At 38.2% G+C, this 14,918-nt stretch carries 14 protein-coding genes; 2 read left to right on the top strand and 12 right to left on the bottom strand.

Annotated features, from left to right (window positions below; all coding sequences use genetic code 11):
• Positions 1-28: 28 nt before the first annotated feature.
• The 3 genes from AC2G3J_RS01745 to AC2G3J_RS01735 all read right to left on the bottom strand — a co-directional run bounded on the left by AC2G3J_RS01745 (position 29) and on the right by AC2G3J_RS01735 (position 2,402).
• Positions 29-439 (bottom strand): GFA family protein, encoded by a 411-nt coding sequence (locus tag AC2G3J_RS01745; RefSeq protein WP_004816796.1) that lies wholly within the window; start codon positions 437-439, stop codon positions 29-31.
• Between the two features lie 99 nt (positions 440-538).
• A complete protein-coding gene (locus AC2G3J_RS01740; RefSeq protein ID WP_483770582.1) occupies positions 539-1,744 on the bottom strand; it encodes a TIGR03862 family flavoprotein in 1,206 nt (401 codons plus the stop codon).
• A complete protein-coding gene (locus AC2G3J_RS01735; RefSeq protein ID WP_483771057.1) occupies positions 1,734-2,402 on the bottom strand; it encodes a class I SAM-dependent methyltransferase in 669 nt (222 codons plus the stop codon). Before AC2G3J_RS01735 ends, AC2G3J_RS01740 begins: the two co-directional genes overlap by 11 nt.
• 75 nt (positions 2,403-2,477) lie before the next feature.
• Here AC2G3J_RS01735 and AC2G3J_RS01730 point away from each other — a divergent pair, with 75 nt between their 5' ends.
• Positions 2,478-2,654 (top strand): DNA gyrase inhibitor YacG, encoded by a 177-nt coding sequence (locus AC2G3J_RS01730; protein ID WP_336953462.1) that lies wholly within the window; start codon positions 2,478-2,480, stop codon positions 2,652-2,654.
• A 660-nt stretch (positions 2,655-3,314) separates the two neighbouring features.
• Here AC2G3J_RS01730 and AC2G3J_RS01725 read toward each other — a convergent pair.
• The 5 genes from AC2G3J_RS01725 to AC2G3J_RS01705 all read right to left on the bottom strand — a co-directional run bounded on the left by AC2G3J_RS01725 (position 3,315) and on the right by AC2G3J_RS01705 (position 7,751).
• Positions 3,315-3,959, bottom strand: coding sequence for an MBL fold metallo-hydrolase (locus tag AC2G3J_RS01725; protein WP_483770581.1), 645 nt, complete (start codon positions 3,957-3,959; stop codon positions 3,315-3,317).
• A gap of 20 nt (positions 3,960-3,979) precedes the next feature.
• The gene (hemH, locus tag AC2G3J_RS01720; protein WP_336953460.1) at positions 3,980-4,990 is read right to left on the bottom strand and encodes a ferrochelatase; all 1,011 of its coding nucleotides are present in this window, start codon (positions 4,988-4,990) and stop codon (positions 3,980-3,982) included.
• 99 nt (positions 4,991-5,089) lie between these two features.
• The gene (locus AC2G3J_RS01715) at positions 5,090-6,106 is read right to left on the bottom strand and encodes a DUF4062 domain-containing protein (protein ID WP_336953459.1); all 1,017 of its coding nucleotides are present in this window, start codon (positions 6,104-6,106) and stop codon (positions 5,090-5,092) included.
• Between the two features lie 107 nt (positions 6,107-6,213).
• Positions 6,214-7,092 carry a glutamate racemase gene (murI, locus tag AC2G3J_RS01710; protein ID WP_034616447.1) on the bottom strand — a complete coding sequence of 293 codons (879 nt, stop codon included), beginning with the start codon at positions 7,090-7,092 and terminating at the stop codon, positions 6,214-6,216.
• A 47-nt stretch (positions 7,093-7,139) separates the two neighbouring features.
• Positions 7,140-7,751 (bottom strand): DUF1285 domain-containing protein, encoded by a 612-nt coding sequence (locus AC2G3J_RS01705; protein WP_483770580.1) that lies wholly within the window; start codon positions 7,749-7,751, stop codon positions 7,140-7,142.
• Positions 7,752-7,954: 203 nt separating this feature from the next.
• Here AC2G3J_RS01705 and AC2G3J_RS01700 point away from each other — a divergent pair, with 203 nt between their 5' ends.
• Positions 7,955-9,667, top strand: a complete 1,713-nt coding sequence (locus AC2G3J_RS01700) for an electron transfer flavoprotein-ubiquinone oxidoreductase (protein WP_419358747.1) — start codon at positions 7,955-7,957, stop codon at positions 9,665-9,667.
• A gap of 67 nt (positions 9,668-9,734) precedes the next feature.
• Here AC2G3J_RS01700 and AC2G3J_RS01695 read toward each other — a convergent pair whose 3' ends face one another.
• The 4 genes from AC2G3J_RS01695 to AC2G3J_RS01680 all read right to left on the bottom strand — a co-directional run bounded on the left by AC2G3J_RS01695 (position 9,735) and on the right by AC2G3J_RS01680 (position 14,892).
• Positions 9,735-10,235, bottom strand: a complete 501-nt coding sequence (locus tag AC2G3J_RS01695; protein ID WP_483770579.1) for a hypothetical protein — start codon at positions 10,233-10,235, stop codon at positions 9,735-9,737.
• Between the two features lie 84 nt (positions 10,236-10,319).
• Complete coding sequence (locus tag AC2G3J_RS01690) at positions 10,320-11,195, bottom strand: hypothetical protein (protein ID WP_483770578.1); 876 nt, start codon at positions 11,193-11,195, stop codon at positions 10,320-10,322.
• Between the two features lie 2 nt (positions 11,196-11,197).
• The gene (locus AC2G3J_RS01685) at positions 11,198-13,966 is read right to left on the bottom strand and encodes a type VI secretion system Vgr family protein (protein ID WP_483770577.1); all 2,769 of its coding nucleotides are present in this window, start codon (positions 13,964-13,966) and stop codon (positions 11,198-11,200) included.
• A gap of 89 nt (positions 13,967-14,055) precedes the next feature.
• Positions 14,056-14,892, bottom strand: a complete 837-nt coding sequence (locus tag AC2G3J_RS01680; protein WP_336953732.1) for a nucleotidyl transferase AbiEii/AbiGii toxin family protein — start codon at positions 14,890-14,892, stop codon at positions 14,056-14,058.
• Between the last annotated feature and the right edge of the window lie 26 nt (positions 14,893-14,918).

Below are 14,918 nucleotides of genomic sequence, written 5' to 3'. Positions count from 1 at the left end.
GGGATCTATTCGATCCCTTTCTACACGGTTATGGACGCTCATCATATTGAGGTAAACCGTCGCAAATGGTATCCCACTCTGCTTTATAAGCAGTAAAAATATGCATTGTTGGCTTCTGTTCTAAAGCTGTATCTAAAGTTCCAATTCTTAAACGATAGGTATCTGGTGTTTCTGCTTTAATACTGATGATTGGTGAGCCACATTCTTGGCAGAAACAACGTGTTGTTGTTGCTGTCGATGCAAATTTTTTCAATAATTCCTCACCTTTGGTAATCTTAAAATCTGCTTTTTGAATTGGTGCATTGGTCGCAAATGCTGTACCATTGGCTTTACGACAACGTTGGCAATGACACTCAATCACCGCTCCAATTTCACCATGAATCTCATAGTGAATACCGTCACACAAACAACTTCCTGTATATATTTTTTCAGCAGACATTGAGAAAATCTCCCTATTTCAAAGGCTATTGGCAATAGCATCAAACTAGCATAAAAGTCGCATTTTTAATCAAAACACCATCATTTTTTTTGCCTAATCTCATGTATTGAGATATTGATGTACACCCTCACCCGCAGCACGCCCTGTCGCAAAACACGCAGTTAACAAATATCCTCCTGTCGGAGCATCCCAGTCCAGCATTTCACCACAGCAAAATACAGAGGGATTGGATTTAAGTTGTAAATGCTGAGTTAATACGGCTTGCTTTATACCCCCTGCACAACTGATTGCTTCTTCAATGGGGCGAAATCCTTCTAACTCAATTTTTAAATGCTTAATCTGTTGTGCTAATTTTTCTGGGTTGTTCCAAACCGATTTATCCACCAATTCACGAATCAGATTCGCTTTAACTGTATCTAAACCTGCTTTGCGCCAGATATTGGTACTGGATTGCTTTTTGGACGGCTGCAATTTCTGAGTAAGTTGTTGAACAGTTTGATCAGGTAACAAGTCTAAATAAATCGACAGGGGTTGATTGTGCTGTACCAACTGACGTAATAATCGCCCCTGCTTATAGATTAAGCCACTTTCTAGTCCATAATGGGTAATCACAATATCACCTTGTGTCTTTGCAGAATTATCTACCCAAGCGTCTACGCGTTTAAGAGGCTGACCAAATAAAGGCTGCATATAGTTTGACCATGCCCGAACCACACCGGCATTACTCGCTTGAAACGCTTCAATTTCAGAAGCAGGCAACCACTTTTGCCATGCGCCATCACTGCCCAAACGTGACCATGACACAGCACCGCACGCCAGAATAATCGCATCAAAATCTAACTGCTGTGCTTGATTGTTCCTGAGATCAAGAATTTCGAGTTGTTGCTGCTTTAAATCGGTTATTTGATGACGATAATGAAATTGAACGTACTGCACTGCCAATTGCTTTAACCAAGCACGTAACAAAGGAGCGGCCTTCATTTCTACAGGAAAAATTCGTCCTGAACTTCCCACATAGGATTCAATTCCTAAGCGATGCATCCAATTTTGAATCCAAGTTGCATCCCACTTTTCAACCCAAGGTCTTAACCATTCCCCATGATCATAACGTTGAATAAATTGTTCAAATGCTTCTGCATGGGAAATATTCAGCCCCGTCTTTCCAGCCATCAAAAATTTACGTGCAGCAGAAGGTTTCTGTTCAAAAACATGAACTTCATAATCCTCAGTATATTGACTAAGAACATCTGCAGCCATCAAGCCTGCCGGGCCTGCCCCAATGATAGCTATTTTCTTAATTGGCATCAGATGGCTCTGATTCTGATAGGGTTTCAACAGTTTTACCTTGGCGTGGCTGAACAATATCGAAACGTGTTTGATAATGCTCAGGTTTAGCAATAATCAATTGCTGACACAATTCACCTCGTTCTAAATATTTAATTTCAAAATGCGTACGTGCTGAATCTGACGCAATCGCTTGCTTTTCATAAGGTAGCTTCCAAACATTTTTTAATTGCTGTTCCGCTTCAGCAATATATTCAGGAATATTACTAGCTAAAGTGATGCTGCCATTTGCCGATAATCTGGAAATCAGAAATTCAAAAAAAGGCATATTTAACCAGCGTTGCGCAGGATTATGCGGTTCTGGATTTGGATAGAGAATAAAAAACTGTTGTACCTGATAGGGATAAAGTGCATGCACCACCCACGGTAATGCATCAGCATGAATAGGAGTTAAATTTGTTTGACCTTCCAGCTGATGCTGTTTTTGCATGGCAATAAATTTTTCACGGGTTCTTTCTATCGCAATCAATTTCAGTTCAGGGTGCTGTTCAGAAAAGAGCAAAGCATGTTTGCCCTTTCCTGCCCCAATTTCTACACAAATTGGGTTATTTTCAATACATTGAAAATCACGAGGAGCATGCATACGCTGTGCTTGAAATTGACGAATCGACATAATCAGATCAAACTAACAAGAAATCGTTCACAAGTTTAACAACTCTTTGCGACTTTTGCTTTTTTAAATGAGGATTTCCATATGTCTAAAACTTTTCCTTGCCCTCGATGCGGCGAACCGTCTACTTGGGCGGGTAATGAATCTCGTCCATTTTGCTCTGAACGTTGCAAACTCATTGATTTAGGTGCTTGGGCCAATGGAGACTATACATTACCTACAGAAGATGCACCTCAAGCAGAGGATTCTGAAGCTTTCTGAAAAGCTTCAGCAAACTACACTTACTTTAATTACCTATACTTTATTCTTGTTTAGAAAATTTTAAAAAAACTTACAATTACACTTTACAATAAGCATTTATTTTTGAATATATCGCGATATCATACAGCTTGTTTTCACACTTGTATAAAGTCTAATCAGTTTCAACTCATCATGAAAGGTGGAGTAGTCAAGGTGTCAATAGGCTTAAAATTTTTTGTCGCTCTCTTAGCAATTTTATGTGTATTTTTTACTTTTATTGGAGTATATATTCTTGATTTTTCTCTTCTAGCAATCGGGATTTTATTTGCAACTATAATCTTATTACTCAAATTGGAAATGATAAAATAAAAATGATTTAAAATAATTAAGTAACTTAATTTCAATGAATACAACTATTCTTGAATATTATCATGCAAATAGTCCCTCTTATTTCAATGATAGATTAAGTAATGTCTAAAAGCTTTATTGTGAAATAAGAAATATAAACACTGTTCTTTAATCGATTTATCTAAGCATAATTTACATGACTATTTAAGTGGCTTATCGTGCATTTAATCATATATAAAATATTGAATTAGAAAAACAATGATGAATAAATCATCTACGACTTCACAATTTTATTATTAATTATTTTTTATAATGAAGTCAGACAATGAATACTTAACCTGCTTTGCTTGCCACAAAAGGGTTATGCTGCTTTTCAAAACCAATGGTACTCATCGGACCATGCCCTGAAATAAATTGAGTTTCATCTGGCAGGGTAAAACATTCACGCTGGATCGAATCTAAGAGCTGTTGATGGTTACCTCTTGGAAAGTCAGTACGGCCTATTGAACCTTTAAACAGCACATCTCCTGTCCAAAGCACGCCATTTTTGGCATTGTAAAAAATGACGTGGCCAGGCGTATGTCCAGGTGCAAAACGCACTTCAAACTCTTCATCGCCTAGCATTAACTTTTCACCACCCTCTAACCATTGATTGACATGAACAGGCTCAGGCACTGGAAAACCATAACGGGCAGATACTTCTTGAATCATTTCTAACCAAAACAGGTCTTCTTTATGCGGACCAATCACAGGCACATTCCATTCTTTGACCAATGCACCTACCGCACCAGCATGATCCAAATGACCATGTGTTAACCACAATGCTTTGACTGTCAGTCCTAATGCTTCAACTTCTTGTTTTAATTTCTCAGGCTCACCACCAGCATCAATCAATACCGCTTCTTTGGTTTCCGAATCCCAAACAATAGAACAATTTTGGGCGAATGCAGTAACGGGTACAATCTTGACTTGTAACATGATAATTTTCCTAAAAAACCCTATACCTGTAAATGAAACTTGAGTGTATTCAATTGAGTCTGTAAAAGTTGCTCAAATAAGTCAATATGATCCGCACGGCTATTTAATGCAGGAATGTAAGCATAGTGTTTGCCCCCTGCTTTTAAAAATAATTCAGCATTTTGAATCGCCAGCTCTTCCAAGGTTTCTAAACAATCTGCCGAAAATGCAGGGCTTAACACTTGAACAGATTCAACACCTTGCACTGCCCACTCTTGTAAGAGCTGGTCGGTATAAGGTTTTACCCATTCTTGTTTGCCAAAACGGGATTGGAAACTGATCGCCCATTGGTCGTCTCTTAAATTCAACAGCTGTGCCACCTTAAGTGCAGTGATACGACAACGCTCTGCATAAGGATCACCTTTATCTGCATAAGGCTGTGGGATCCCGTGAAAAGACATCAACAGTTTAGTGGCTGGTCCATATTGCTGCTGATAATCACGCACACTGTTGGCTAGCGCCTGAATATAAAGTGGGTGTTGATAATAATCTCGAATAAAACTTAAACCCGGGATATTGCGTTGCTTTAACAACCATTGTGCAACGGCATCATATAAAGGGGCGGTTGATGTTGCCGAATACTGTGGAAATAACGGAAAAAGAATAATATGGTCATACTGCTTGTTTTTCGCATCATTCAATACAGCATCAATACCTGGTCGCCCATAGGTCATTGCTGGCACAATCTCTAAATCTAAATCAGCATTGGTACTTATTAATTTTTTTTGTAGCGATTCAACTTGTTCAAATAGAATTTCACGCATAGGTGAATCATTTGACCAGACTTGTGCATAAGCTTCAGCAACACGCGTTGGTCGAAAAGGCAGAACAAATGCATTTAAAATAATTGCCCATAAAATTTTGGGAATTTCGATGACACGCTGATCTGATAAAAACTGCTTTAAAAAAGCCCGAACAGCTGGAGCTGTAGGCGCATCTGGTGTCCCTAAATTGGCAATAATAATCAGAACTTTAGGTTTAGATAAAGACATTTTCACCCGATTTACACAATAGTTTATCTCGTATGATCAGCTTAACAGAGTCTTTATCTAAACAAAATTTTTTATCTTGACTCACTCAATTTATTTAACTTAAAAAATTGAAGAGCGACTGCTAATACGTTGTGAATTTTCAAGTAATTTTACGCATTTATCTGTCATCTGCCATAGCATACGCTGACGATCATCACGCCCCACAGGAATGATCCATTCATTTTGACGGACTTGCTGCTTAATCGTATGCAATGAACGCACATTAATCTGCGCTCTAGACACAGCATGGGCACGTGGCATCACCACTTGTGCGTCGGTTAAACCCGTATTATTCAAATATTCGTTTAAGACTTTAGAGAAAAAATCCTCAGACGTCGGTTGTCTAAATTCAACTGATAAGATTTTTAACAGCTCAGCCCAAGTCATCTCACGCGCTGGCGATAACTCTTTAAAATTACCATCTTGATAGGCATGCATTCGATAATCAAAATTAAACACTTCATGTAATGAAACTTTGGGTAAAGTTAAAAATGGATCTGCTTCTTTTTTCCCTTGCTCTACGGAAATATGCGCCAACTTCGCTTTTAAACGATCAATCTCATCTTGTAGGACTTGAATATTCTGAGGTCTTACCCATCCTACAACAGGATAGCGCTCTAGCATTTGTGGCATATATGAACGTACCGCAAGTTCTAAATCTCGTAAAGTTCGATAAGTAACGACTTGCTCAACTTCTTTTTGTAGTTGATGTCTAAATTCATTAAACTTTTCTTTTAGCAGCGTACTTTCTTCTTTTAAATGCGGTTCGCGAAATTCAGGACTCTCATGCATAAATACAATAATTGGTTTCTGTTTGGTCACCGCATAAATATATTCAAGATGTAAATAACTCACCCCTGAAACAGATTGTTCACCGTACTGACTCCCTAACAACAATAAAACGTAATCACAGTCATCTATCTGACGACGTGCAAATGCGGTACTTAATGGTGTCCGTTGTTCTAATCCCCAAGAAAAAAAACCCATCCCTATAAGGGTTTGTGACACGACCATCCGTTCTGGCTGCATTTCTTTGCCAGATGTTGTAATAAAAACTTGATACCGTTTATCGAGCATAGGTTAACCCATTCTTGTCACACCCTACTTAAATCCATCCATGAGCTTTAAGTTGGATATGCCCTACACTTATGAAAATATATTAAATCTGTTCAATATTGAAAGAATTAGCCGAGTTTTTCAACAATATTTTCTACAGACCATGTAATTTTTGGTTGTATGAGATGTTTGATGACATTTTCTAATTGTTTTGCATTTTCCCCACTCACAAAACATTGTAAACGCACCCCTTTTTCTTGCAAGCTACTTGATATTAACTCATTTTTTAACAATATACGCGCCGTTTGTCGTGCAACCGCTAATCCAGAATCAATTAAGTTAAGCTGAGGGCCGTATAATTCTTGAATACTTTGTTTTAAGTAAGGGTAATGGGTGCAACCCAACACCAAATAATCTGAACCTTTGGCAATGACTGGATCTAAAACCTTTTGCAGGCTATGTTTGCATTCCAAACTGTTATAACGTCCAGATTCAATCAAGGGAACCAGTTCAAGATTGGTAATCGTCAGTACTTCAACATTGGCAGGTTCTGCAAAACGCTGCATCACATCTTTGATCAATTTTCCACGAAAAGTGGCAGGTGTAGCCAAAACTGAAACCACTTTAGACTGGGTTTGTAGCACTGCTGGCTTTAAAGCAGGCACCAGCCCAACAATAGGAAAGTTTTCACCATAATGATCACGTAAATAATCCAGACTAAATGCTGAAGCGGTATTACATGCCACAACTGCGATTTTACAACCTTGACGATATAACCACTCGATTGCTTGCGCAGTTAATTCACGAATATTTTGATCCGTCCGTGGGCCATAAGGGACATGTGCAGTATCGGCATAATAAACAATACGTTCATTTGGCAAATAATTGGCAATTTCCTGTGCAATAGAAAGCCCACCGATACCTGAATCAAAAATACCAATCGGGGCATCTGCCAAGGCTTTTGGCATTGGATTTTCTAGAGGAGAGAGAGGAAGAATCGCGCTCATTTGATCCACTATTGGCATACGGTAAAAATAATTAACAAGATTAAACCTCAAGTCCCTAATTGCAAGTGAAAATCACCACTTTCTAAAGATAAAATGGTATCTCCTTGTTCATTTTCAAGCAATTTCCCATATTCAATCAGATGAAAAAAAGCAGAACGTTGAATCAAGGCATTTATCCCGAAACGAATATGTACATAAGGTCTTAACTCACCTTGATATTCACGCATAAATATAGGGTGTTCTGGATCAATCAGTGTAATGTCTTGATTGGTGGTGGTCACTTGTAGATAGACCTGCCCATCGAGATTCACCTGATCAACTTGATTGACCAATAAAGGTTCATCCTCAACTTGAATTTCAATCTGTTCAACTGGGGTTTTTAAATAGAACTTTCCATCTTCTTTCCAAAGTACTTTTGTAAACAGGTCTAAAAGCGCTTGGCGTTTGATCAATTGACCTTCGTGCCACCATTCTCCATTGGCTTTTACTATCAAATCCATTTTGCCACAATGCTTTGGCTGCCACTGCTCTAAAGGGGGTATTGACCTTTTGTGACCCGCCTGTACATCTTTTAAGTATTGTGCAATGCTCATTAAGTTTTTATCATCAGAATCTGGCTGATTTTGAGCCGCTGATGTTGAATTATTTTGATTTACCATGGTTTATGCCTTGCTGACTTAAAAATAATACGACTCAGCCAATTGGCTAGATTAGGGTTTCTAACTATACTAGCGCAAAATATATTATTGGTACGAGCGTTAATTCGTATCACGGAATTTTTAGAACACTCATGGCAGCACCGATTTATTAATTCCCAATAAATGCTCACGGTTGCCACCCTTAGAAATATGAGGAGTCCTACATGGAACACATCGAACGCGAATCGATGGAGTTTGACGTAGTGATCGTAGGCGCAGGCCCTGCGGGTCTTTCTGCTGCGATTAAAATTCGTCAATTAGCTCTTGAAAACAATCTTCCAGACCTTTCCGTCTGTGTGGTTGAAAAAGGCTCTGAAGTTGGTGCGCATATCCTTTCTGGTGCTGTACTTGAACCTCGTGCAATCAATGAACTTTTCCCTGACTGGAAAGAACAAGGTGCACCTTTAAATGTACCTGTGACTGAGGACAAAACTTATTTCCTCATGTCTGCCGAAAAGTCACAAGAAGCACCACACTGGATGGTTCCTAAAACTATGCACAATGATGGTAACTATGTTATTTCATTGGGTAATGTAGTGCGTTGGTTAGGTCAAAAAGCGGAAGAGTTAGAAGTTTCTATCTTCCCGGGCTTTGCTGCTTCAGACATCCTTTATCATGAAGATGGTTCTGTAAAAGGCATCCAAACTGGTGATATGGGTATTGGTAAAGATGGTGAACCGACGCACAACTTTACTCCTGGCTACGAGCTTCATGCAAAATACACAATTTTTGCAGAAGGTTGTCGTGGACACCTCGGTAAACGTCTGATTGCAAAATACAACTTAGATCAAGATGCTGATCCGCAACATTACGGTATCGGGATCAAAGAACTTTGGGAAATCGACCCTGCTAAACATAAACCTGGTTTAGTAATGCATGGTTCAGGCTGGCCTTTGGCAGAAACAGGTTCTTCAGGCGGCTGGTGGTTATATCACGCTGAAAACAACCAAGTGACCTTGGGTATGATTGTCGATTTATCTTATGAAAATCCACACATGTATCCTTTTGCTGAAATGCAACGTTGGAAAACACATCCACTGATCAAGCAATATCTTGAAGGTGGTAAACGTATTTCTTATGGCGCACGTGCAGTTGTTAAAGGTGGTCTAAACTCTCTACCTAAACTAACCTTCCCAGGCGGTTGCTTAATTGGTGATGATGCAGGTTTCTTAAACTTTGCTAAAATCAAAGGCTCTCATACTGCGATGAAATCGGGTATGTTGTGCGGTGAAGCTGTATTTGAAGCAATCCAAGCGGGTCATGAGAAAGGTGGCGATTTAGCGGTTGCGCGTGTCACTGAAGGCGAGGATTTCTTTGCCAAAGAGTTAACTGCATATACGGACAAATTCAACAACAGTTGGTTAAAAGAAGAGTTACATCGTTCACGTAACTTTGGTCCAGCAATGCATAAATTCGGTTTATGGATGGGTGGTGCATTTAACTTTATCGATCAAAATATCTTTAAAGTGCCATTTACCTTACATGACCTTGCACCTGACTTTAGTGCATTAAAAACTGTAGATGCTGCGACATTTAAACCGACCTATCCAAAGCCAGACGGTAAATTAACCTTTGACCGTTTATCTTCTGTATTTGTATCGAATACTGTCCATGAAGAGAATCAGCCAGCTCACTTAAAGCTGACGGATGCTTCTATTCCAGTCAATGTCAATTTACCAAAATGGGATGAGCCAGCTCAACGCTACTGCCCTGCTGGTGTTTATGAAATTATGGAAAATGATGACGGTTCTAAGCGCTTCCAGATTAATGCTGCGAACTGTGTTCACTGTAAGACCTGTGATATCAAAGATCCATCTCAAAACATCACTTGGGTAACACCGGAAGGTGGCGGTGGTCCAAACTACCCGAATATGTAAATCAATAAACCCGCTTCGGCGGGTTTATTGTCATTAATTAAATTTCGTTTTTAACGAAAAATTTATACTACTTATCTCCACCACCAAATAGAACAACCAGCCTAACATAGTTTATTTGACTTTCAATTTCATTTTTTGATGAATAAAATTCATATATTATAGAATTATTTTTTTGATTACCAAATATATGTTTATATAATGTATTTGGGCTGTACGGACTAGAGTAAATCGCTGATTCTTTTTCAACCAGCTCCGAATATTTAAAGAAAATATTATTTTCTTTTAACAACTTTACAACAGCCTTTATCGGTTTTTTAAACACAGGTTGATTTGATGGGGAAAAAACAAATTTATATTTTTTCTCTTTATCATTTAAGTTTAAGACTTTGATTGTGGCTGGATAACCAAATTTATTTTTAGATAAAACGTATACGCCTCTATCAGTTAAAGTTCCATCTTTTAGCACATGCACTTTCAAAGCTCCCTCAAAGAAGAGACTACTATTCCACTTTTCTGTTTCACCCACTCTTGTGATTTCATTTATCAACATAATAGTATTATCAATCATCTTGTCATCCATTGTTTTGGAATTTACAGTTGAATTAAATATTAAAAACAATAATAAACTTATCAACTTAAAATAATACATTATCTAACCATTAAAATATGAGTATATTTTGAGAGGATCTTCATCACCCTCACTTAAAAACCAGTCTGTAGTATTCTCATCATCAAACTCAGGAACCATAACACCATAATTCATATTATTAGCTGAATCTGTTCTTAAAAAGTAAGTATATTTCAAATCTTCCTCCTCATTATTTATTTTAAATTTAAATGCAGCTAATAGCTCTTTTGCTTTTCCTACATTTGGATACTCTGGGTAACTATAATGTTTTAAATTAGAATTAAATAAATGTTCATTCCATGCAAATGGACATATAGCCTTTTTCGATATCCCATACATTTTTACATAGCCATAGGCATTAGGAATTTTTTTATCTAAAATATCTGAAAGAATTCTATAAGCTTCTTTTGCACAAGTTTCATTGGTAATTGCTCTATATTTTTTATCATTTGATTTCTTTTGCTCCCATTCATTTGTTTCATGATTATAAAAATGATTATTTGATTTCTCATACATTTTACTTACTTCATTTTTTATTTTTTTTGCGTCATCTTCACTAATATTTAGAACATATAATTGAGCTACCTCACCAATCGGATATTGACATGTTGAAGCATTTCCAATTACTTTATTTTCACCAAGCTTCTTTCCAGCGCTAGGGCCAAAACTAAAAAAACTAAAAACATCATCATTTTCTACAACATAAAAAAAAGCATGTCCCCAGTCTAAATTAGGGCCTGTTAAATATTGATGTTTAGCCGATTTCGAGGAGAATGTTATCTTTGCATTTTGATATGCATATGAAGCATTAGCCTCTGTACCAATAACTAAATAATACTCATTAACTTCAATTTCTGTTATAGGCTGATTAATCTCAGTAATATATTTTTTCTCATTCATTATTATAGTTCCACATCCAAGCTAAATTTTTCTTGCTCAGCTGTATAAATCCTATTTGTTTTACCCTCTTTGTCTGTTTTACCTTTAAATTTTTTCCCATTTGCTCCATTTAAAACATAACTAGTATTCGGCATGATTTCACCTTGCTTATTCTTTAAGATAAACTGATGAGAGTATATATTCTTACTTGGTAGAAAAGGAATTTCAAAGTTAACTCTTTCCCCACCCAAAAACTTATGCTGCCCCGCCTTACTCTCAAACTTACCTGCAGTGGTCGGTAAGACACCTGCACTACTAATTTCAACTTGAGAACCATCTGCAATCAAAATAATTTTCTTATCCGCTTTAATCTCGATCTTGTCTTCGGTCGAAATAATTTGAATACCTTTACGTGCAATCAAATCCGCACCATCGCCTTGTGCTTGGATCTCAACTTTACCTTTCCCTGCAAATAATCTTGCCCCTTCTTGTGCCGCAAAAAGACTGATCTTAGCACTGGCATGCCCAATCAAAGCCTTTTGTGTGCTTAGGTTGATACTATCACCCGCAGTTTCATAGATTTGTCGATCGGCAGAAAGATGTAGATCTTCATTAGTAGCAAGCGCAACCGAATTGGGTGAAGCCAATAACATCAGGGCTTGCTTAAAGATATCTGCTTGATTTTTTGCTTCACGGGATTCACCTTTTTCCAAAGATGAAATAAAAGATTTCAAATGATCTAAATTTTCTAAAGGATCAGTTTGCTGATTCTTGGCAACTTCACTTAAGGCCTTAGAATTATTTAGGCTGCTTTCTAACTGACTTTTCGCCGCAGTTGCATCAAGATGATTACCTGAAGCTGAGTCTTGAGCATAGGTACTCAGTAGTAGGCCTTGCCCAGCTCGTAACGCTCCCCATTGGTCTGTTCTTAGTTCAAAGCCTTCGCCTCGTCCTTCACTGGTATCAGTTTCTTTAGGATGGCTCAGATTACCGAGATTGAGTTGACTCGCACCGTGACTGCTTTGTAGCTGGCTGCTGATTTGCTCTGTGGTATCATCAAATCTAAGTTGCCCATAGCCACTGCCTTTAACTTCTCGACTTTTGATCCCTGCCAGTTTTTTAGTATCAGGCAATTGCCCTTTGTCATCAAATTTCGTTGGGCTTCGTTGCGCTTCATGGATACGCCCCACCACAAATGGTCGGTCAATATTGCCATCAAAGAAATCTATCACGACAATCTCACCAATCCTCGGTAAGAACCGCGCACCATAGCCTTCACCTGCCCACGGGGTCAGTACATCCACCCAAGCGGAATCAGTATCGTTGTCATTGCTCCCTGCACCACCATCATGACTATGATCTTCATTACGGGTAAATAGGAAGCGAACTTTAATGCGCCCCCATTCATCGACATGAATTTCTTCTCCACTTGGCCCAACCACTTTGGCTCGTTGTGGATGGGTACTAGGACGATGTTGTAGTGGGTGGTATTCAGGAACAGTGGTGATATTACGGCGTTGTAGTACCAATTGATTGGCTTGGCGTTCTGGGTTGTTTGAGTCTACATTTGAATTGACCCAATCACTTTGTTGGAGCAAGCGATTGATTTGTTCGCTCAGGTCTTTGGGTAAGTTGTTCTGGTTATAGAATGTCTTTGACGTGATCAGAAATTCTTTATCTGAGCCACTGTGTTGGTCTATTTCTGGGTGTTCGTTCAACTCAAACCAATACCCCACTTGTGCATCGCGTACAGTGGAATTGGCTATAAATTGTTTGGATTGAGCATCGTAATAATGACTGAGGTTTTGGTTAATCTTTTCAATCTGATTGTTATTTGAAGCGGTTGCTTGATCTTCACCATTCAGGTCTTGAATCCATGCTGGACTGATATGCCAAGCTTGTTCTAAACCAAGACTGGCATTGTTTTGGTTTTGGCTATGTTGATGTTTACTTTGAACACTGCCTGCACCCTCTTCTTGCTCTAACACATCTGCTTGCCAGCGTTGTACATGGACAGCAGTGGGTTGTAAGCTGCGTTGTCCAATAAAGCTGGTGATGCTGTCTTGTTGTTCTGTGGCACTGCTACGTTGGAAACGAATTTTTCTTCGTTCTAGCGCTTTGTATTCGTTATTATCATCCACCAAACGCAGTTTTTGTGGTTGAATTTGAGTCGCAGAACTAGGCACAATCAACTGTGCTTCATCAATCAGCCAGTTGATCCCCTCACTGCGCATCAAGCGGGTTAAAAATGCATAGTCACTTTCATTGCTCTGCATAATGAATGGTCGGATATCGTAGTCTTTTTTAAGACCACTTTTATCGAGGCTTAGACTGGAGGCAAAGAGTGGGCTTTTGTCTTGCCATTCTTTAAACAGCGCTTCTATGACTTGAACAACCGACTTATTCATAAACACTCGGCTGTTACGGCGTTTATGCCACAGTGAAGTGGCATCTTCGAGTTTGAGTTTATATAGCGTCAGTGCACCATCACTCTGCCCTTGTGCTGCTTCGGTAATCACCCCTGTACTACGAAACAGTTGTCCATGATCTGTGACTTGATCGATGGCCACTTGGCTACCAATGAATTGTTTAAGCGGAATCACAGCCGAAGTGGCAAGGCAAATCAATTCAATAGACACGCCTTGGTTCAGACCATGTTGTCCATCGATGCGTTGTAAGAAGACTTGAGCAGTCAAATTAGGATTGCTAAATTGGATATGCAAAGCTCGTTTTTGTGCGTTTAGTCCAAGCTGATCCAATATTTTATAAATGCTATTTAGTAAGCTGTTCATTTGAATGAGTTAATTATTATTAAAAAATATGTTTAGATTATAATCATAAGTCAAAATTCTGTCATTTTTAATTTTGTAAAACTCTTTGATTAGGGTGTTGAATCAATTAACTCTAATAACTCCGCATCAAGCAATGACTGAGTAAAAATATTCCAAAAATCTTCAAATTTCTCGGGAATATCATCTAAATTTGCAAACTGAATCTCAGATCTTTCATTCTGCCAATTTTGTGCCAGCTTCATACAAGCATCAGCCAAAATAGGTTGATTCAAATACAAAAACTTAGTCAAAACCAAACCATCTCTTTGACATTCACTTTTCAATATTTCTATGGCATAAAGTTTTGCAAAAATATCCGAAAATGATGGATGCTTGAGTAAATAGGTCAAATCAAATATATCTTTATAGCGTGGGTTCACAATACATTGGTGTAACTTCCATGCAATTTGCGTAGCTAAAGATGGGGTTTGTGCCAATCGGAAGTCCTTACCAACAAAAGGATGATAAATAAGTCTGTTGTGAATATCTTGAATTTCAAGATTAAATGAAACATCAATATCTATTTCAGTTTTTTGCCCATTCACCCATGCGATAATATTTGTACTGACTGTTGGAAAGTCTTCTGCCATTACATACTCCAACTCCCACCAATAATTATCTTTCGAAAATGGTTCATAACGAATACCATCATTAAAATCTACAGTTGTTAAGTAGCACATCCATTCATTCAAATGATCCTGAACAAAATGTCGATCGATTAATGGTTTTAAACAAATCCAATCTAAATCTTGTGGTTTACGTTCAATATGCGCAGGAAAATATTGCCGAGTTAAGAAACTTCCTTTTAGCATAAAAGGAAAGTACTGGTGGCTTTCTGCAAAACGTCGAATCAGGCCCTCACAAGCCTTTTGCTTTATTTCATTCATTTACATTCTTCTTTATCTATGTCTAT

Source organism: Acinetobacter legionensis, assembly GCF_057165765.1.
Note: the sequence above shows the minus strand (reverse complement) of the source record. Positions and strands in the feature narration are given on the sequence as shown.

What these genes read in the sequence shown, in the direction of transcription:
- AC2G3J_RS01705 (WP_483770580.1), bottom strand. Translation starts at nt 7,751, where the DNA reads ATGGTAAATCAAAATAATTCAACATCAGCGGCTCAAAATCAGCCAGAT.
- murI (WP_034616447.1), bottom strand. Translation starts at nt 7,092, where the DNA reads ATGAGCGCGATTCTTCCTCTCTCTCCTCTAGAAAATCCAATGCCAAAA.
- AC2G3J_RS01740 (WP_483770582.1), bottom strand. Translation starts at nt 1,744, where the DNA reads ATGCCAATTAAGAAAATAGCTATCATTGGGGCAGGCCCGGCAGGCTTG.
- AC2G3J_RS01725 (WP_483770581.1), bottom strand. Translation starts at nt 3,959, where the DNA reads ATGTTACAAGTCAAGATTGTACCCGTTACTGCATTCGCCCAAAATTGT.
- hemH (WP_336953460.1), bottom strand. Translation starts at nt 4,990, where the DNA reads ATGTCTTTATCTAAACCTAAAGTTCTGATTATTATTGCCAATTTAGGG.
- AC2G3J_RS01700 (WP_419358747.1), top strand. Translation starts at nt 7,955, where the DNA reads ATGGAACACATCGAACGCGAATCGATGGAGTTTGACGTAGTGATCGTA.
- AC2G3J_RS01715 (WP_336953459.1), bottom strand. Translation starts at nt 6,106, where the DNA reads ATGCTCGATAAACGGTATCAAGTTTTTATTACAACATCTGGCAAAGAA.
- AC2G3J_RS01680 (WP_336953732.1), bottom strand. Translation starts at nt 14,892, where the DNA reads ATGAATGAAATAAAGCAAAAGGCTTGTGAGGGCCTGATTCGACGTTTT.
- AC2G3J_RS01690 (WP_483770578.1), bottom strand. Translation starts at nt 11,195, where the DNA reads ATGAATGAGAAAAAATATATTACTGAGATTAATCAGCCTATAACAGAA.
- AC2G3J_RS01730 (WP_336953462.1), top strand. Translation starts at nt 2,478, where the DNA reads ATGTCTAAAACTTTTCCTTGCCCTCGATGCGGCGAACCGTCTACTTGG.
- AC2G3J_RS01745 (WP_004816796.1), bottom strand. Translation starts at nt 439, where the DNA reads ATGTCTGCTGAAAAAATATATACAGGAAGTTGTTTGTGTGACGGTATT.
- AC2G3J_RS01685 (WP_483770577.1), bottom strand. Translation starts at nt 13,966, where the DNA reads ATGAACAGCTTACTAAATAGCATTTATAAAATATTGGATCAGCTTGGA.
- AC2G3J_RS01695 (WP_483770579.1), bottom strand. Translation starts at nt 10,235, where the DNA reads ATGATTGATAATACTATTATGTTGATAAATGAAATCACAAGAGTGGGT.